Source organism: Paraglaciecola sp., assembly GCF_030730205.1.
Lineage (GTDB): Bacteria > Pseudomonadota > Gammaproteobacteria > Enterobacterales > Alteromonadaceae > Paraglaciecola.
The window spans coordinates 1-18851 of record NZ_JANQVQ010000082.1 but is presented as its reverse complement, the minus strand read 5'-3'; the positions used below and the strand labels follow the sequence as shown (position 1 = coordinate 18851).

The following is an 18851-nucleotide window of genomic DNA, read 5'->3' as shown; positions in this document are numbered from 1 at the left end:
AGCTCGTGGCTAAACCAATCTAAGGCCTTACCCAATTTGCCTTTTTCAGTGGCAAAATATACCGGTACGGGGGGCCTTGGAATAGCACAGGCTTTGGCAATTAACTGCCCATCAGTTAGTTGATTACGAATAAGATGCAAGGGCAAAAAGCCGACACCTATGCCTTGAATTTGCGCTTGAATTTTACTTTGCATACTCGATACACGTATTTGCTGCTTACTGTCAAAAAGGCCTGATGAGCGACCAGGCAAGGTGCGAGAGCTATCAGCCACCACAATAGTGGGATATTGATTGATGTGCTGTGTTTCAAGTAAGCCAACGAAATCGGCTAATGGGTGATGTTTGGCCACGGCAAAGACAAACTCAAAAGATCCCATTTCGTGTACGCTAAATTGTCCTTTAGGTAACTCGCCCGTCAGACCAATAGCGATATCAGCGCGTTTAGTGTGTAAGGCATCCCAGCCACCGCCGAGCACTTCTTCGATGACGGTAATTTCAACTTGTTTATCCAAACTGCAAAAGCGCCCAATAATATCAAACAGGATGTGATCCGGGATGATCGTGTCTTTCGCAATAGTCAGTTTGTTTTCCCAGCCCGACTCAAGTTGATGCACTTTTTCTTCCAGCCTGGCACTGGCTTGTAATAAGGCCATGCCTTCTTCTAACACCAATTTACCCGCTGGAGTTAAAACCGCTCGTTTAGCACTGCGATCAAACAAGGCAATGCCTAAGTCACTTTCGAGTTTTTGCATGGTATAAGTAATGGCAGATGGCACTTTAAATAGCGCTTCTGCGGCAGCGGCAAAACTGCCCCGACTATGAATCGCTTCTAGCACTCTTATCGCGTCTAGTGTTAAGGCATTTCTCATGGTCGTTAGTCTCTATATAACAGGCCTTAATCAAAGCGGCATAGCTTAGGTTAAGGCCTGCCTAGCATTAAGGTAAATCAAACACTAAGGCAATCGCCACAGCATCTGACTGGTTGCGCGTTTTAAGCGCATTAATGTCAAAGATCTTTGCGCCATCGCCCGCAGAAAGTCCTTGACCATTTAAGGTTAAGCTTCCTTCAACCATGTGCACATAGGCTTTACGACCCTGTGCAAGTTGAATGTCTTGTTCTGTACCCGCAGCTAAATACAGCTGACTAATACGGGTTTGTTGTTTAATTTTTAAGGTGCCATTTTCACCTGTTGGCGTGATAACAGGTGTTAAGCCTTGCGCTTGACCAAAGTTTTTTTGCTGATAACCCGGCTCACCGCCACGCGTTTCAGGTACCACCCAAATTTGCAGAAATTTAAGTACCTCCGTGTCCGACGCGTTAAATTCACTGTGAGTCACCCCTGTACCGGCTGACATTAGCTGAAATTCGCCTTTTGGTAAGGTCTGCACATTACCCATACTGTCTTTGTGGGCAATGACCCCTTGGGTCACAAAACTAATGATCTCCATATCACGGTGCCCGTGTGTACCAAATCCTGCTCCGGGTGCAACGGTATCATCATTGATAACACGTAAGGCTGAATGTCCCATGTGATTTTCATCATGGTACGAACCAAATGAAAAAGTATGGTGGCTCTCCAACCAACCGAAATTCGCTTTGCCACGCTGGTTTGCTGCTCTTACTTCAATCATGGTTACTCTCTTTTAGCCTTGAATAATTAAGACAATTTTTTGGCAATGATATTATCGATAGCCACTTTGCCCGAACCTGAAAACATCAAAGACACCGAGACAGCGAATAAAGCTAGGCCAAATTCATAACCGTTGTTGGCCATAAACAAACCATTCCCTACATGCACAGTAACAATGGCAACCAGCATTGTAACAGCTAAAACCAAGGCTGTAGGACGGGTAAGCAAACCGAGTAATATAAATAAGCCACCAAAAAATTCTGCTCCACCGGCCATCAATGCCATCAAATAACCGGGCTCTAGACCAATAGATGCCATCCACTGCCCTGTGCCTTCTAGACCATAGCCACCGAAGGCCCCAAACAATTTTTGCGCGCCGTGAGCGATAAAGATAATGCCTACCGGAAGACGTAATGCTAAAGGTGCTAAGCCCGCGTCAGATGACAGTAATTTCGTGTAAGTTTGTTTATTCATGTGATAACCCTCAATGTTTAAATAATTTTTTGAACAAATATGTTGAACCAGTATATTCAGCATTAGTGCTGTTAAAATAACTATAGAGAGAAACTTAGCTATATAAAATCAGTATTTTTTGCATTAATAGTTCAATTTTTTTGAACGATGAATAACGAACCGGTATGAAGCTCACTCTGCGCTAACTATTCGTAAAATTTTTACTGTCAGTGAACTGTCATTTGCCCTTTTACTCGAAGCATTACACGGTACAATGTTTGATTATGAATGGGGCAAACACATGAAGGGCTTTAACTTGAGTAGAACCAGCCGCGCCGTCGCATTATCCGCCCTCGCCTTTCCTGGTGCGGGACATTATTATTTAAAACATAAGAAAACAGCGACGCTGTTATTGCTCGTTACTGGTGCCTGTGTAATTAAAATCGCTATGGTCGCCCTAAATGTGGCAAATCTGATAAGTGATCGTTTGTTAAAAGGACAGATTGCCCTTGATATACCAAGCATTAGCCTTGCCGTAAAAACCGAGTTAGCAGCGCAAAGTGATATTTTTGTCAGCTTAAGTACTTGGCTGCTATTGGCGTGCTGGCTCTTTGGCATCCTTGACGCTTATCGCCTTGCTCAGACCGCTACAAAAATGAAGCAGGTAGCGGAAAATTAAACGCTAACAAGACATGCCGACGGGTATCAGCGGGATCAATCACCGCATCAATTTCCAGTACACTGGCGACTTCTTGCGCTTGCCCTTTTTTATAGTGTTCAGCCAATAAGCGGTCGAACAGAGCCTGACGAGCGACCGGATCAGCCTCAGCTGCGAGCTGCTTTTTATACCCTAATTTTACCGCGCCTTCTAAGCCCATTGCGCCAAACTCGCCACTGGGCCAAGCAAAGGTATAGCTAGGTTTACTGGTGCTACCGCCTAATAAAGCTTGAGCGCCAAGTCCGTAACACTTTCGCAGCACCACAGCCACCAATGGCACGGTTAACGTGGCGGCTGCGCTAAATACTTGCGACAGACGGCGCACTGCCCCACGACTTTCATGCTCGGGCCCTACCATAAAGCCGGGCGTATCACACAGCACCAGTAAAGGTAGGGTAAACTGCTGACATAGGCGCATGAACTGACTGACTTTCTCACCCGCGTCTATGTCAATCGCCCCGCCTAATACTTTGCAATTACTGGCAATCACGCCCACCGGATGGCCATTCAGATGCATTAAGCCGGTAATAACCGCTCCCCCAAACTGGGCTTTTATTTCAGTAAACGAGTCTTTATCGGCTAGGGTTTCAATGATGGTTTTAACCTCATACACAAAGCGTCTGTCTTCAGGTAAGGCGTGGCGTAACGACTCTTGGCTGTGCTGTGGTGCTTTGATGTGCTGGGGCTGTAATGGACCTTGAAAATACAACAAACACTGTTTAGCCATACGGGCTGCGGCTATTTCATCCTCAACTAAGATATCAATAACGCCATTTTTGGCTTGAATATGACTAGGGCCGATATCGGTTGCCGCTACTTTACCTAAGCCACCACCTTCGATCATGGCGGGGCCTGCCATGCCTATCCAAGATTGTTTCGTGGCAATGGTGATATCAGCCGCGCCAAATAATGCGGCATTACCAGCAAAGCAATAGCCATTAGCAACCGCAATGCGCGGCACTTTCCCCCCAAGTAATGCCCAAGTAGCAAAAGATTGGCATTGCAAACCTGAATTGACCGTGGTGATATCAGTATCGCCTGGACGCCCACCGCCCCCTTCGGTGTACATGATCACCGGCAGGTGTTTGTCTAGGCTCACCGCCAGTATGCGGTCTAATTTCATGTGATGATAATAGCCCTGCGTACCAGCCAGAACCGAATAATCATTGATCACCAATGCGCAACTCGTTTGGCTATGCTCAACTAAGCCACTATTGACTCGCGCAATACCAGTGATAATGCCATCAGCAGGGGTAGCAGATTTTAGTTCTTCATACGACCGTGTTTGACGTTGTGCGGCCACTGCAAACTGGCCATATTCAATAAAATGTTGCTCATTACACAAGGCGGCTAAATTTTCTCGCGCACTCAAATAGCCTTTAGCATGTCGTTGTTCAATGGCCCTTTGCCGCGCAGCATCTAAGGTGGCGTTTTTACGCGTATCTACTTGCCGCCTGAGTAAATCCAGGGCTGATAAGCTTTCTTCGTAATTCGCTGTGGGCAATATTGTTGTTTGCGTCTCTGAATTACCTTGCTTTATCGACAGCAGTGCATCGCCCTGCTGACATTTTTGCTGGGGTACCACATTGACGGCGCTCACCTGGCCCGCATGTTCAGCACACAGGGTATGTTGCATCTTCATGGCTTCAATAATGAGCAGCGCTTGATTTGCTTGAACTTGCTCGCCCACGTTGACAAGAACAGCGCTAATCGTTCCCATAAGCGGCGCATGTAAAGTATGACCTTGTGACATAGTTAATCCATTACTTCTTAGTTAATGACCTTCAAGAATAAAACGCTCTGCTCGTTCAACCCGCCGCGGTTTACCCACAATAACCAGCACATCACCGACATGTAATTCGATTGTATCTTCTGGCTCGGCAATTTCTTTATTGTCGCGACGTAAACCTTTGACCCGAATACGCAAACGTTCTGCATCGAGAGCTTGTAAGGTTTTACCCACAGCAAAGGCCTTGTTAGTTAAAATGACCGCGTGCATAAATTCTAATTTATCTTTTTTGCTGTAATCTAATTCGGTGGTTTCGCCCGGGAAAAAACCATGCATATTGCCATAGTGACCTTTCCTTTCTTTTTGCACCCGCTTCAGAATACGTGACATCGGCACGCCAGATAAATGCATCACCTGTGAGATCAACATTAAGCTCCCCTCTAATATCTCTGGCACCACTTGTGATGCGCCAGCGTCGAGTAACTCTTGCATACGATAATCTTTGCGGGTGCGAACAACGATAGGTAGGTCAGGATATAAACTGGATATCAATTGAATGACACTTTTGGCTTTTTCATGTTCATCAAAAGTGATCAGCACCAATTTGGCTTTTTCAATGGCAACGGAGCGTAAAATATCTTTTTGTTTTACATCACCAAAATACACTGGCTCTTGTGCACTTTGACTTTCTTGTACCCTGATGGGATCCGCATCCACCACCATATAAGGAATGGCTTCCGTTTTTAATAAACGACTCACTGACTGCCCCACTCGGCCATAGCCGAAGATCAAAATGTGATCGCACATAGCTTGATGTTCAGCCAACATCTGCTCTGTCCCTAACACTACAGGCACGGCTTCAGGGCTGATGCGCCGTGCAAACTCATGACTTTTATCAACCAACCACGGAGTCAGCGCCATACTCATGACCCCGATTGTGAGTAACAACGAACCCTGCTCAGAAGACAGCAGTTTATGATCGACCGCCAAAGCTGCTAAAACAAAACTAAACTCCCCCAACTGACATAGTTTAAAACCTGCCGCCCAGCCATCTTGTTTATTTAGCCCCACAAGCCAAGCGGACACGCGAATAAGCACGATCTTAAGAAGAATAATCACCCCTAAACCAAGCAAGGCCCAATGCAATTGCCCCGGTAAATTATGTAGCTCAAGACGCATACCGATGGTAATAAAAAACAAACCCATCAAGATATCACGAAAGGGTCTTATATCTGCTTCAAGCTGATGTTTATATTGGCTTTCTCCCAACATCATGCCTGCTAAAAAAGCGCCCAGCGCCATCGACAAACCAAATGAAAAGGCCAAACCTGCGGCCATAAGTGTGACCATGATGGTGGTTAATACAAAGAGTTCGTCAGTTCGAGTCCTCGCTACTTCACTGAATAACTTAGGTAGTACCCATTTACCGACAGACATGAGTATGGCAACCACGAGCACGCCTTTGATAAAGGCCATAACAATAGCCAGCCATAGACTATGTTGCGCATCATTGGCTAATAAGGGAACCAAGATCAATAAGGGCACCACGGCCAGATCTTGTAACAGTAAAATACTCACTGCGATTTGCGCACGAGGCGTATTGATAATACCTAAATCGCTGCTTTGCTTGATGACAATGGCCGTTGATGACAGGGCAATTATGCCACCAATGACTAAGGCAGTTTTGAGCTCAAATCCAAGCACGATAGCCAGCACCATAAACACTCCGGTGGTGAGTAGCATTTGGCTCAAGCCCACCCCGAATACCAGATGGCGCATGGCTAGCATTTTAGGTAGAGAGAATTCTAAACCTAACGAAAACAACAAAAATACGATGCCAAGTTCGGCAAAATTTTGCATATCTTCAGGATGTTCAAACAGAGCGAGTAAATCCGGACCGGCCAAAATTCCGCAAAATAAATAGGCTAAAATGGGGGGTAAATTGATACGTTTAAATACCCAAACCGTCGCAACAGCGACCGCCATTAGTATCACGATGTTGGCCAAATTCCCGTGCATATTCACCCTTGAGTAAGTCAATTGAGTGGTATTTAAACACTAGGCACAATTTTTGCTCTAGCATTCTCAAGCAATACAAAATTTAGTTAGCCGCCAAATTATTGGCAGGAGTTTCTCTTGGAACAACTCAGTCCGTTTTATGATGAAGGTATCAGTGATACCCGCTTTAATCTAGAACATTTCAATCAGGGAATGAGCCAAACAGACGTGAATCAGTTTATGCATAAGTTACTGAGCACGATAGATTTGTCGCGTCTAAGCGAAGTGTATTTTCAGCAGCTACAAGTCCGTTTAAGACTTGAGAGTATTGATATTCAGTTTGCTGAAAAAACATTGAGCTTAGGTTCCAAACGTCCACAAACTCACCCTAAAACCTTAAGCTGTTTACGCAGTGGCGATACCTTTGCGAGCATTCACTATGGCTTTAATCGTGCTTTATCGGTAGGCGACTGGCAGATATTGCAACAAATGCATATGTATTTTTGTAATCCGCTGAATAACGCGCTTGAACACTACAAAATAAAGCAATTTGCCATGAAAGACTTTTTAACATCTTTAGGCAATCGTGCCAGCTATGATGAGGCTTTGAGTCGTTTAATTAGCCAGGCAGAACGTCATCAGGCCCCCTTTGGTTTACTCGTACTGGATTTGGATAACTTCAAACAAGTGAATGATCAATACGGCCATAATGAAGGTGACAAAGTGCTGATCGCCTTTACGCAAACGCTACTGCATTGCTTACGAGATACTGACTTTGCGTTTAGATTTGGCGGTGATGAGTTTTGCTGTCTCTTACCCGATACCACTGCGCCCGATATTCAAGTTATTGCTGAGCGGATAAAAGCAGCCGTTACGCACACTGGCTTATTACGCAAATACAATGTGTCATGCAGTATTGGTAGTACGCTTTATCAACGACACGATGTAGCAGCAACGATGTTTGCTCGCGCCGACTCTGCTTTATATCAAGCGAAACAAAACGGCCGAAACTGTATTAAAGTGGCTTAGTCTTTTGCGGTAGCAGCGGCAAGAATTTGCCTTGTGGCGTTTTTAAATAGAGAAGAATGGCAGGTAGGTGGCGCTTTTAAGCTAGCGCCACAGGTTGAGTTAAACGCACCACCGCATGTACCCTTTCCATAATATGCTGGAAATCAATCCCAATATCTAAGGTGACAACATCAGGCTCCGCATGAGGTAACTCTAAAGCGGCATATTGACTGGTCAACAAGCTAATGGGCATAAAATGATCGACCCGCTGTTGCATACGGCGCTCTATGACTTTTTGCTCGCCGTACAGATGAATAAACAAGGTGTTGAAACCCAAATTACGAAAACGCTGGCGATGATGACGACGCAGACCAGAATATGCCATAACGGTATTCTGCAGCGGTTCGCTGGTAATTTTATCAGATAAGCGTTGCAACCAAGGTTCTCGCATGGCATCAGTTAAGGGTTTACCTGCGGCCATATGGCGCTTTGATTCAGCTGAGTGAAAATCATCGGCTTCAATAAATCGATAAGCAAGATCGTGGGCTATTTTTGAACCAACAGACGATTTACCGCAACCACTTACGCCCATAATAATGATAAGTTTGAGTCTGGTATCAGACTGGCTATGTTGAAATGACATCTTGAGCTCCCTGCACGGAATAAACACTTAACGGCAGTTGCACCCTAACCTGATTTCTGCCCCTGCCACAAAATCGCCTCATACAGTGCACCTCTATCACAGGATTTTCAATAAAAAATTGCTGTTTTTATCAGCATAATTCAGATAGAAATAAACCCAGTATTGAGACCTTAATTACCGACTAAGGCTTCTATAAAGACCTTGTCGATTTGCTGTTTTTGCCCTTTCGCGACGAGTTGCTCTAAGGCTACATTAAACTTGTTCATCCACTCCTGCGCATGCGGATAAGATTTACTCATCACAAAATATAAAGGCTCGGTAGAGAGTTCTTCGGGAAAAATTTTTATGGGCCCGTAAGGTCCGTCGGTCTTATGTAATTTTGTCGCCTTAATATAGCCGTTGGTTAAACCCGCATCACTCCAGCCGCGTTGTACTTGACCAACGCAGCCTAAGCCGTCTTTAGCTCGGTTCACTGTCATGGCAAATCGCTCTATAACACTTTGTTCAGCCGCACCAATACTATAACCATGCGGAATGCATAAGCGCTTTCCCCTAACTTTTTCGATGGTATCAATGCGTGAATCTTGGGCCACATAAAGGCGAATAGGCACGAAGTTAATTGGCTGAGAATATAAAAAATGTTCACTGCGCTCTGGCGATTTTATATAAGGAAAAGCGCCAAATAACTTAGCTTCCTGAGTCCATTTTAGGCCTCTGTCCCAAGGCAGCACTTCAAAATGCGCTTTGACTGCCATCTCTGAAAAAATCGCTTCAAGCAAAGCCTTAGACCAGCCACCATACATAAATGATGAGTCGACAAAGGGAAAGTAGCCATCGCCTGTGGCAATGTTTATCATACTAGCGCCCGTGGGCTCAGTTTTGTCTTGAGCCTGACTTGCATTAAGCGGTGCGTACAGCACAAGTAGTAAGAAAAACCGAAGCAAATTTACTGCTCTATGCCCTTTAGTTATATTTTGTATCAATCTTAGCGTCCTGTTTTAAGATTTTTCTTTGCAAAACATGGTAGTTTTGCTTACACGCAGTAGGGTAAAAACGATGCGTGCGCAATTTATCACAACAGGCGCAATTTTTGACCAAAATTTGTATTTTATTTAGGACCATAAAGCATCGGATTAAACAACAATTTGAGCCAAGTCATAAGTTAATTAAGACGATATCAGCGAAGTGTATTCGAACATAAACGAGACCAAGTATTCATGTTAAAAATCATTGAAATTAGTGAATTACAAACGGGCATGTTTGTGACTCGCGTGGTGAAACAAAAGGGAAAATTAAGATTAACTTCCAGCGGAACGGTCAAGCGAGAAGAAGAAATCACCAGACTACAAGAAAAAGGGATCCTAGAACTTGAGATTGACTTGAGCAAAAGCTTGGGTGAACAAAGCGGTTTACATGACTTGAGTTTGCAAGAGTTTAGTAAAGACTATGGGCAGCAACTTGAGCATTCTTTAAAAATATTTGAGCAAGCAAAAGATATTCAAAGCCGTTTGATGGACCGGATTTCCAAAGGAAAAATTGCAAACTTAGAAGCGGTAGACGAATTGGCTCACCACTTGTTAGAACGTATTTTCGATAATGAAGATACGATGAGCATTGTCACCCTTGTCAGTGAAAACGACCAATACTTTATCGAGCATAGCCTTAATTGTTCGATCTTAATGATGTTGTTTGCTCGTCACCTAGGTTATGACGAAGAAGTGATGCAAGCGTTGGGAGTTGGGGCATTATTGATGGACATCGGCATGCTTAAATTGCCCTTGTTGTTAACCGAAAAACCAGAGAGTTTTAACCAAGCTGACACTCAAAAAATGCAAAAGCACGTCAAAGTGGCGTTGGACTTAGTAGGCCAACTAGACGATATCTCTGATATTAGTCGTGAAGTTATTGAGCTGCATCACGAACGGTTGGATGGTTCCGGTTACCCTGAGGCCTTAACCGAACAACATATATCGGTGTATGGTCGGATGGCCGCAATTGTTGATGTCTATGATTCTCTCACCACCAAACGCCCTTATCGCGATGCCTACAAACCTGCCAGTGCTCTTCTGTTGATGACGGATGAAATTCCAGGCCTTGATCAAAAGCTATTAAAAGCGTTTATTTCTTGTATAGGTGCAAACCCCGTTGGCTCACTGGTTAAGTTATCCAGTGACAAGTTAGCGATCGTGTTAAATCGCAATAAACGTAATCCACTTAAACCGATTGTCATGGTGTTTTATGATTTGCAAACTAAGCAAAGCGGTGAACCTTACCCCTTAGATTTAGCAAAGTCTGAAGATGTCATTAAAGGCAGTATTGATCCTGCCGATTTTGGGGTGAATTTACAGCAATTTTTGATACAAACCTTCAGCGCAAAATAGCCGCAAGTCTCTACCAATCTGTCATCGCCATCATGCTAAATTCGTGGCCTTGATAGTTCAGTATCACATGCTGAGAGGCAATTTGAATGATGCGAACTTTGTTGTCGATCACATCCCCTTCTAACATTCTTTGACCATTGACTCTGACCCAGCGATCAGCTGGGTTAGACGCGAACATGTGTGCTGAAAACGACATACTCGGCAACTCATTCATCACCCAAGCTGGTAATTGATCTATTCGGGGTACATTTTGTGAGCCTGATTGATGAGTTGGTGGTGTCAGGACTGGTGAACGCTGGATCTGACTATCCGCTTGGTTAAAGCGCTCAAGGGACTCGCTAGTACTTTGCCCGTTTGCGGCTTCTTTATCCATCTGTTTAATGACAGTTTCAAAACGCTTGAGCAATTCAGGGGAGAGTTGGGGTTGAGGCTCAGGCTCGCCTTTAGGCTGCACGTTCTCTTGAACAATGGCTGGTTCAATATCTTGTTTTACCGGCTTTGTCTGCTGGACAACAGGCGCTTGCACAACTGGCGTTAGCTCCTTTGGCACCTTCTGAACTGGCTCAGCAGCTAAGGGCAAAGACTGGTTAACGACTGGTTCATTCTTTTGCTCGCTCTCAATGAGAGTGGCATCGCTAGCGCTTACCGCGTATTGAAGTTCAACATCGTTGTGAACCTCAACATTGGCCGCAGTTGTTGAAGTGAGATGGCCATCCGTGACCACCAAGGGGCTACGTAAACTCAGCACATTTGGTAGATAGGCAATAGCAAACCCAAGGGCAAAACCGCCCAGCATCATCGCCAACAGCAAAGTGTAACGTTTCGCGTAAACTTGCCACGCCGAGGGGATGTCCTGCACAGAAGGCAAAAACAAACTGCGATTAAATTGATCATGCAATTGGCTGTCTTGCCTATTTTGAATACCTGAACCACTTTGCAATAATTGTAAGGTCGCTGAGCTATGGACCACGGGCGTTTCAATTTCAACGGTTTGGGTAGGATCAATTTGCACTTCCTGAATACCCATTTCAATCAAACCTTGGATCATCTCAACACTGGTAACTAAACCTGACTTGCGAATTTTAAGAGGACCATTTTGTTTAGTCACTTGTACAATAACCATTCCCGGCACAAGGGACGCCGTTGCAATACAGTTATTATGCATAAAGTCGCCCTACCCAAAAACCTAAGACGGCAGCGCCGATAAAACTGGCCAGCATAATATATGTCCAAGGCTTGCCAACACGCTGCTTAACCACATCATCCCCCAGTATTTGCTCAGCCGCAGCGTAAAAAATATGCTTTTGAACTACAGGTAACTGTTTGGTAAAGGTGAGCGTTAAGGCTCTGTCGCAAAGCAAATTAATCACTCTTGGAATACCACCAGTAATTTGAAACGCAGCCCGCAGTGTGGCGGGGCTAAAGGTACTAATATCGCCATTAGCGACCCCGAGTCGATGACCGATATATGACTTAACTTCAGTGGCGGTTAAGGGCAACAAATGGTAACGAGCGGTAATCCGCTGAGCTAATTGGCGTAACTCATTACGCTTGAGGAGCTGCTGTAATTCAGGTTGTCCAATCAACACCACTTTAAGCAGTTTTTCACGATGAGTTTCTAGGTTCGTTAGTAAACGAAGTTGTTCTAGAACTTCGGGTTGTAAATGCTGGGCTTCATCTATTATCAGAACGGTGTTCATTCCTAACTGATGGTTTGCTGCGAGTTTTGCCAAAATCAAATCGGTAAAATACTTGAGGCTTACTTGCTTATTTTCGTGTTCAATGCCCAATTCATCACAAATGGTGGCCAACAACTCGATAGCTGACAAGGTGGGATTGAGTATCATTGCCACTTGGGTATTTTGCGGGAGTTGTTGCATTAACTTGCGAGATACAGTGGTTTTTCCGGTGCCGACCTCACCGGTTAACATCACAAACCCCCCGCTTTCGCGCAGGCCAAAAATCAGATGAGCTAAGGCTTCTTTGTGGCGTGGACTCATGTATAAATAATCAGGATTAGGTGCGATAGAAAAGGGATTATCCGATAATCCAAAATAACTCAAATACATAGTTTTACTGTGGCCAGCCCGTGTGAAAGTTGCGCAGCTAAACTAACCAGTAAGGCTGCGCTTGTCAAAGGGACAAGACCTTGATTTACGATTTTTTTATCCCCTTAGATTGATGCAATTAGCCTTGATTAAGGCATAATGTTTGGGTCAAGCCTTTAAAAATAAAATCAACAACATGCAAGTTTACTTAGTCGGTGGTGCAGTACGCGATAAACTGCTCGGCCTTAAAATCAAAGATCGCGATTGGGTAGTTGTAGGTGCTACGCCAAAACAGATGCTGGATCTTAACTATCAGCAAGTAGGGGCTGATTTTCCGGTATTTCTGCATCCTAAATCTAAAGAAGAATACGCCCTGGCTCGTACTGAACGAAAAACAGGCCAAGGTTACAACGGTTTTGAATGCTATGCCGCCCAAGACGTTACGTTAGAGCAAGACCTACTGCGTCGCGACCTCACTATTAACGCCATGGCCTTAGATGAGCATGATCACATTGTTGACCCCTACCATGGCCAACAGGACCTAATAGACAAAAAGCTACGGCATGTTTCAGCTGCATTTATAGAAGACCCCCTACGAGTTTTCAGGGTCGCTCGGTTTGCTGCCCGTTATGCGACACTGGGCTTTACCATAGCTGATGAAACCATGGCGCTGATGCAAGCGATTTGTCACTCTGGCGAGATACAGCACTTAAGTGCAGAGCGAGTATGGCAAGAAACCGCACGCAGTCTATCTGGTCCCTCACCAGAGATTTATATTGATGTATTAAAACAATGTGGCGCACTTAATGTGTGGTTTCCCGAACTTGCTACACTATGGGGGATCCCTAATCCAGAAAAATGGCATCCCGAAATTGACACAGGTGTACATACCCTCATGGTGTTACAACAGGCGGCTAAGCTGAGCGAAAAACTCACCGTGCGCTTTGCCGCGTTGGTTCATGACCTTGGCAAAGGGCTTACACCAGAAAAATACCTGCCCTCCCACCCTGGCCACGAAAAATCCGGTTTATCCGCCATCAAAACCTTGTGTGAACGGATCAAGGCGCCGAATGATTGCCGAGAATTAGCGATGATAATGAGCGAATACCATACCCATGTTCATCGTGCCTTCGAACTCAAAGCCAGCACTATCGTAAAAATGTTCAGTCAATGCGATCCCTGGCGCAAGCCTGAGCGCTTTAAAGAATTTTTACTCGCTTGTGAAGCGGATGCTCGTGGGCGTACCGGTTTTGAAAATCGCCACTACCCCAATGCGGATTTTATTTGGCAAGCCTATCAAGTTGCTTTACAGGTTGATGTAAAAGCCATTGTTGAATCAGGATTAAAAGGTGAGGCGATCAAACAGCGTTTAACTGAATACAGAATAAAGGCAATTAGCCACTTAAAAGCCACTTATCAGCATTAAGTCAAGATTACTGTGAGTTGTTCCTCGATTTATCCTGCGCAATTCTGCCGTCATAAATCGAGAATACCGCTATTACCCGCCGCTAAATGTAACAAATGTTGCTCCTCACCTGTGCTCAAGCCCAAAATGTAATTAAATTACAGAATTATTAAGTCTTTTTTTAAATATACTTATATCAATAAGAAATATAGCAAGAGCAAAAATACATAAAAATCATAAACTTAAATAATGTTAACGCATTAACAACCCTAATTTACAAAAGCTTAATTAAAGCTATACAAAGAAAAAACAACATTTTTTTGTAACTTAATTACTATTTGTTCCGAGAGTTGATGCATTAAACAACTCATATGATTGAACTAATTAATTAACGAGGTATTGAATATGAAAAAGTTACTTGTTTCTGTTGTTGTTGCCGCTGCTAGCTTGTCATTCAATGCTACTGCTGCTTTAGATAGCGCCAAAAAAGTTAAGTTTGTTGGTGACACTGAATTTGCTAGTTTCTGCAAAGCAGCTGTTAACAATGATGCTAGTTTGTTCAAACGCGCTGTATCTAAGCAAGTTGGCGTTTTTGCTAACTCAAGACAACGCGCTCTAGACCTAGTGCTAGAAAACGTAAGCTGTGATGGAAAAAGCATCGCTGAGTTCTCTGAAACTCGCCAAGCGACTAACGTTATTGATTTCATCAAAAACGTTAAATAAGACCTAATTTAACTGAATCTGCTGTGCGGTATAGCACAGCAGGTTTGTTAAATGCTTTTTTGCTACACCGCTCAATGTAAAAGCCTTTCTAATGCAGCATTCTAGGGCGTCCTCCTTGCTTTTCCGCGCAATAATTCGTTTACCATTCACTGCTTAAATGTTCCTTTTTAATTCCTAGGTTTTCGGTCATACAGGTTTTGGTTCCTAAGCTTTGGGTATTGAAATTCAATAGTGTATAGCGCATGCTTTTTGTCTCGCTTGATATCCGCTAATTATGGCTTAGACAACATGACTCAAACGGTATCTCAACTAGGCCTGCAAGCCTCACTATTGCAAGATGGTCATCAGAAACCTGATACCTGCACAATTTAACGCCCAGACTCCCATGCTATTTAAAGAAGTCGCGGTAGAGATCAAATATCTCGCAATCAACCTTCAGTGATAGCGCCGATATCGTTACAATTAAAAATCGCTTTTATCGAACACACTTCGTGACCCAATACACCGCCTTGTGCTAACTTAAGATAGTAAGAAAAGAGTAGTACAGCGCCCTCTTTTTTGCTTTTTTAGCCTTTTGCTTTTTAGTCTTTGAACACTCCAATGATGAACAGGATCCACTATGCTAACACCCACGCAACTTGCCACCATGCTCGCACTTCAAAACAGCATGAACATCAAAGTCAATCCCAATTGGTTAACAGCAGGTTACGCTTACCTTCGTGCGGCGATGATTGAATCGGTAGAGGGGATTGAACATCATGGTTGGAAGTGGTGGAAAGCCCAGCACAAAGATCTAGCCCAATTGCAAATGGAATTAGTCGACATTTGGCATTTTGCTTTGTCACACATCATTATCGAGTATAACGGCAACATCGAGCAGTCTGCACAAACCATCGCCGAGCAACTCGAATCTAAACGCACAAGTCTAGTGTTTGATGGTCAAGACTATGATTTTAGTCGCTTATCAATACTTGATAACCTTGAATTGATGGCCGGTTTGTGCGCGGCAAAACGCTTTGATGTGCCCTTATTCATTAAGATTGTCGAACAGGCTGAAATGGATTCAAACGAGTTATACCGCCAATACGTGGGCAAAAATGTATTGAATTTTTTCCGCCAAGACCATGGCTACAAAGAAGGCACTTATCGCAAAGTTTGGCAGGGCCGCGAAGACAACGAACATTTAGTAGATGTATTAAACAGCTTAGATATTAGTCTTGCAGACTACAGCACTCAGGTATACAGCGGCTTAAAACAGCGTTACCCAAACTAAATAGTAAGTAAGGAGACCGCTAGGTGGCACTCAACATTCTCTATCGTGGCCCCGCTGAACGCGGGCAACATTGGCAAACCCTGTTTGCGCAACATTTGCCGCAAGTAAAATGGCACAATTGGCCAGAAGTAGACGACAATTCAGCCATTGATATGCTGGTTTGTTGGATCCCACCTAGAGACTACCAACAGGATTATCCCAACTTAAAAGTACTTTTTTCTGTAGGCGCCGGCGTTGACCAACTGAATATCGCTACAGTGCCAAAAGAATTACAAGTGGTCAGAATGTTAGATCCCGGTATTCAACAAGGCATGACAGAATTTGTACAAATGTCGGTACTGAATATCCACCGCGACACACTCGCTTATGTGAATATGAACCAACGAGGCCAGTGGCAGCAACTACCTGGCGTAAGCACAGCAAAGCGTCAAATAGGCATCATGGGATTGGGCAATTTAGGCCAAGCTGCTGCGCTCGGTTTACAAAATTTAGGTTTTAGCGTTCACGGTTGGAGTAAACGTCCAAAGGTTCTCCCTGATATGCAGTGCTTTCATGGCAACGACCAGCTTAAGGTGTTTTTACAACAATGTGACATTGTGGTGTGTTTACTGCCTCTTACCGATGAAACCCGAGGCATTTTGAATCAACACACCCTCGCTTGTTTACCAAAAGGCGCCAGCGTGATTAATGTAGGACGTGGCGAACATATTGTTGAACATGATTTACTTAACTTATTGAACCAGCAACATTTACGCTATGCAGTACTCGATGTCTTTGCCAAAGAGCCGCTACAAGCAGACCATCCATTTTGGCAACACCCGCAAATTTGGGTTACGCCACATATCGCGGCCATTACCCAAAATGATAGTGCGGGCCTAGCCCTGCTTGCCAACGTGCAACGTTATATAAACAAAGACACGATGGTGGGTGTGGTTGACCTCAATGCTGGGTATTAATGTCAGCGATGAGGTTTACGAAGTGCGGCTATTGCGCTTTAAACCATAATAAATAGCCGCGCCAGTAAACGAACCGGTAAACCAGCCATATTGGTAGTACCATACAAAGTATGAGTGAAACAGTGACGCTAAGGTCAATGCAACGGGAATAGCGAAAGCCAATAAGCCTGCTAGGTTGAAGTTAGGGTAACGCCCGCCTTGTTTGTACAAATCGACTAAGTCTAATTGCTGACGCCTGATAATAAAATAGTCCACAATCATAATGCCTGCAATCGGCCCAAGAAGGCTCGAATACCCTAACAGCCAGTTTGAATACAGCGCTTCGACACTGCGTTCAGATTCGATCCAATGTAACTTTTTTAACAGCTCCCAGCTCATTAAAGCAATACCAATCAAACCAGTTAGCAATACGCCCTTGGACTGATTGATAAACTTGGGTGCCATATTCTGGAAATCATTAGTAGGCGATACGATATTCGCTGCGCTGTTGGTGGATAAGGTTGCTATGATAATCATCACCATAGCCAATCCCACCCATAAGGGGCTGTCAATTTTACTAATTAAGTTGATGGGATCCGAGATCGTTTCACCCACCAATACAGTGGAAGCAGAGGTTAAAATGACACCCAGAGCGGCAAAGAAAAACATGGTTAAAGGCAGCGCCACCACCTGACCGATAACTTGATCCTTTTGTGATTTAACATAACGACTAAAGTCTGGAATGTTCAAACTCAGGGTGGCCCAAAAACCTACCATCGCGGTCACACCGGCCAACATATATCCCAACACAGGCTCACCCTCAGGCCTTGATGCCGGTGTCGCTAATAAGGCTGGCACATCGATTTGTGGCAACGCCCACCACATTAAGCCAGCGCTGACTATAACCAACAATGGGGCTGACCAATTCTCCAAATGTTTTATGGCATTTTCACCTTTTAACACCACCCAGATATTAAGAGCCCAGAAGATAAAAAAACCGTATACCTCCCCTACACTGCCAAGTTCAGCCCATGATGGTAGTAAAGCTGAAAACAACAAATGACAAGCCAAACCACCAAATAAGGTTTGAATACCAAACCAACCACAAGCGACAAGAGCACGAATTAAAGCAGGGACATTAGAGCCATACAAACCAAAGGAAGATCGCAGTAACACCGGAAAGGGAATACCATATTTGGTGCCAGCAAAGGCATTGAGCGTAAGCGGTATAAGCACAATCAAATTGGCAACTAATATGCTTATCAGTGCCTCGGTGACCGACAAACCAAAGTAAGCCGTTAATACACCGCCCAAGGAATAGGACGGCACACAAATGGCCATGCCAACCCATAACGCCGCCACATTTGTTTTGTGCCAAGTTCGCTGCGCTATTTTAGTGGGAGCAATATCCTCATTATATAAGGGGCTCAGACGTACATCGTCTTGCACATCTAGTTCAACAAAATCCCCTTTTAGCTGCATGGAGGATTTTTTGCCTATCGTAGCGTAATCCTCAATTTGCATTTTTTACCCTTTTATTTCGACTTAACTATACATTTCCTTACGACTAGGACACTAATTTACAAGCATCTTGAAGTCTGATGCAACCCACAAAGAGACTTTATTTTTTCGGTATCAACCGTACCTGATGTGAACAATTATCAAGGCTGGACTTTACTTTTAATCCAAATAAACAGCGGCTGAGCAACGTTCTGCGCACCAACTCATAGCCAATAAAACAAGCAACACAGGTAAGCAGGATTAAAACAGGCGCTTCGATACTCGCTGGTAAGTCCCAGGGTAAAAGTTGCATGGCAATCACCACGATGAGGGTTTGATGAAAGATGTACCAAGGTAAAATGGCTTGATTGGCATACCTAATAAAACGATTAGAAAAATTTAGGTA

17 protein-coding genes and 1 pseudogene are annotated in these 18851 nt (G+C 44.1%); 7 read left to right on the top strand and 11 right to left on the bottom strand.

The genetic code is table 11. The features are described from left to right. From NWQ57_RS07080 to NWQ57_RS07070, 3 genes are all read right to left on the bottom strand, one after another. A partial coding sequence (locus NWQ57_RS07080; protein WP_306021440.1) for a LysR substrate-binding domain-containing protein occupies positions 1 to 869 on the bottom strand: 869 nt, incomplete at its 3' end. 67 nt (positions 870 to 936) lie between these two features. Further along, positions 937 to 1632, bottom strand: a complete 696-nt coding sequence (locus NWQ57_RS07075; protein WP_306021439.1) for a pirin family protein — start codon at positions 1630 to 1632, stop codon at positions 937 to 939. A gap of 26 nt (positions 1633 to 1658) precedes the next feature. Further along, positions 1659 to 2105 (bottom strand): DoxX family protein, encoded by a 447-nt coding sequence (locus NWQ57_RS07070; RefSeq protein WP_306021438.1) that lies wholly within the window; start codon positions 2103 to 2105, stop codon positions 1659 to 1661. Positions 2106 to 2358: 253 nt separating this feature from the next. Between NWQ57_RS07070 and NWQ57_RS07065 the strand changes: the two genes are divergently transcribed. After that, on the top strand, positions 2359 to 2763 hold the full coding sequence (locus NWQ57_RS07065) for a hypothetical protein (protein WP_306021437.1): 405 nt from the start codon (positions 2359 to 2361) through the stop codon (positions 2761 to 2763). Here the strand turns inward: NWQ57_RS07065 and NWQ57_RS07060 are convergent. After that, the gene (locus NWQ57_RS07060; RefSeq protein WP_306021436.1) at positions 2732 to 4555 is read right to left on the bottom strand and encodes a carboxyl transferase domain-containing protein; all 1824 of its coding nucleotides are present in this window, start codon (positions 4553 to 4555) and stop codon (positions 2732 to 2734) included. The genes NWQ57_RS07065 and NWQ57_RS07060 overlap by 32 nt on opposite strands. Positions 4556 to 4576: 21 nt before the next feature. Beyond that, entirely contained in the window at positions 4577 to 6550 is a 1974-nt protein-coding gene (locus NWQ57_RS07055; RefSeq protein ID WP_306021435.1) for a cation:proton antiporter, read from the bottom strand. A 117-nt stretch (positions 6551 to 6667) separates the two neighbouring features. Between NWQ57_RS07055 and NWQ57_RS07050 the strand changes: the two genes are divergently transcribed. Next, a complete protein-coding gene (locus tag NWQ57_RS07050) occupies positions 6668 to 7558 on the top strand; it encodes a GGDEF domain-containing protein (protein ID WP_306021434.1) in 891 nt (296 codons plus the stop codon). A gap of 76 nt (positions 7559 to 7634) precedes the next feature. On the opposite strand, the gene NWQ57_RS07045 is transcribed toward NWQ57_RS07050, so the two are convergent. Then, positions 7635 to 8180: a gluconokinase gene (locus NWQ57_RS07045; RefSeq protein WP_306021433.1), complete on the bottom strand. Its 546-nt coding sequence runs from the start codon at positions 8178 to 8180 to the stop codon at positions 7635 to 7637. A 170-nt stretch (positions 8181 to 8350) separates the two neighbouring features. Next, positions 8351 to 9037, bottom strand: a complete 687-nt coding sequence (locus tag NWQ57_RS07040) for an ABC transporter substrate-binding protein (RefSeq protein WP_306021432.1) — start codon at positions 9035 to 9037, stop codon at positions 8351 to 8353. 360 nt (positions 9038 to 9397) lie between these two features. Here NWQ57_RS07040 and NWQ57_RS07035 point away from each other — a divergent pair, with 360 nt between their 5' ends. Then, positions 9398 to 10561, top strand: coding sequence for an HD-GYP domain-containing protein (locus NWQ57_RS07035; RefSeq protein ID WP_306021431.1), 1164 nt, complete (start codon positions 9398 to 9400; stop codon positions 10559 to 10561). Positions 10562 to 10571: 10 nt separating this feature from the next. Here NWQ57_RS07035 and NWQ57_RS07030 read toward each other — a convergent pair whose 3' ends face one another. Both NWQ57_RS07030 and NWQ57_RS07025 read right to left on the bottom strand, forming a co-directional pair. After that, a complete protein-coding gene (locus NWQ57_RS07030; protein WP_306021430.1) occupies positions 10572 to 11726 on the bottom strand; it encodes a general secretion pathway protein GspB in 1155 nt (384 codons plus the stop codon). Continuing rightward, positions 11719 to 12630: an ExeA family protein gene (locus NWQ57_RS07025; protein ID WP_306021429.1), complete on the bottom strand. Its 912-nt coding sequence runs from the start codon at positions 12628 to 12630 to the stop codon at positions 11719 to 11721. The genes NWQ57_RS07030 and NWQ57_RS07025 overlap by 8 nt, the downstream gene beginning before the upstream one ends. A gap of 175 nt (positions 12631 to 12805) precedes the next feature. On the opposite strand from NWQ57_RS07025, the gene NWQ57_RS07020 reads away from it, so the two are divergent. The 4 genes from NWQ57_RS07020 (at position 12806) to NWQ57_RS07005 (ending at position 16966) form a co-directional block, all read left to right on the top strand. Continuing rightward, positions 12806 to 14035 carry a multifunctional CCA addition/repair protein gene (locus NWQ57_RS07020; protein ID WP_306021442.1) on the top strand — a complete coding sequence of 410 codons (1230 nt, stop codon included), beginning with the start codon at positions 12806 to 12808 and terminating at the stop codon, positions 14033 to 14035. Positions 14036 to 14419: 384 nt separating this feature from the next. Further along, positions 14420 to 14737 carry a hypothetical protein gene (locus NWQ57_RS07015; protein ID WP_306021428.1) on the top strand — a complete coding sequence of 106 codons (318 nt, stop codon included), beginning with the start codon at positions 14420 to 14422 and terminating at the stop codon, positions 14735 to 14737. A gap of 619 nt (positions 14738 to 15356) precedes the next feature. After that, positions 15357 to 16010: a dUTP diphosphatase gene (locus NWQ57_RS07010; protein ID WP_306021427.1), complete on the top strand. Its 654-nt coding sequence runs from the start codon at positions 15357 to 15359 to the stop codon at positions 16008 to 16010. A 23-nt stretch (positions 16011 to 16033) separates the two neighbouring features. Then, the gene (locus NWQ57_RS07005; RefSeq protein ID WP_306021426.1) at positions 16034 to 16966 is read left to right on the top strand and encodes a glyoxylate/hydroxypyruvate reductase A; all 933 of its coding nucleotides are present in this window, start codon (positions 16034 to 16036) and stop codon (positions 16964 to 16966) included. Positions 16967 to 16981: 15 nt separating this feature from the next. Here the strand turns inward: NWQ57_RS07005 and NWQ57_RS07000 are convergent, their stop codons facing one another. Together NWQ57_RS07000 and NWQ57_RS06995 are read right to left on the bottom strand one after the other, a co-directional pair. Then, positions 16982 to 18469 carry an NCS1 family nucleobase:cation symporter-1 gene (locus NWQ57_RS07000; protein WP_372340898.1) on the bottom strand — a complete coding sequence of 496 codons (1488 nt, stop codon included), beginning with the start codon at positions 18467 to 18469 and terminating at the stop codon, positions 16982 to 16984. Between the two features lie 97 nt (positions 18470 to 18566). Further along, positions 18567 to 18851, bottom strand: a pseudogene (locus NWQ57_RS06995) (3,4-dihydroxy-2-butanone 4-phosphate synthase); the annotation flags it as partial.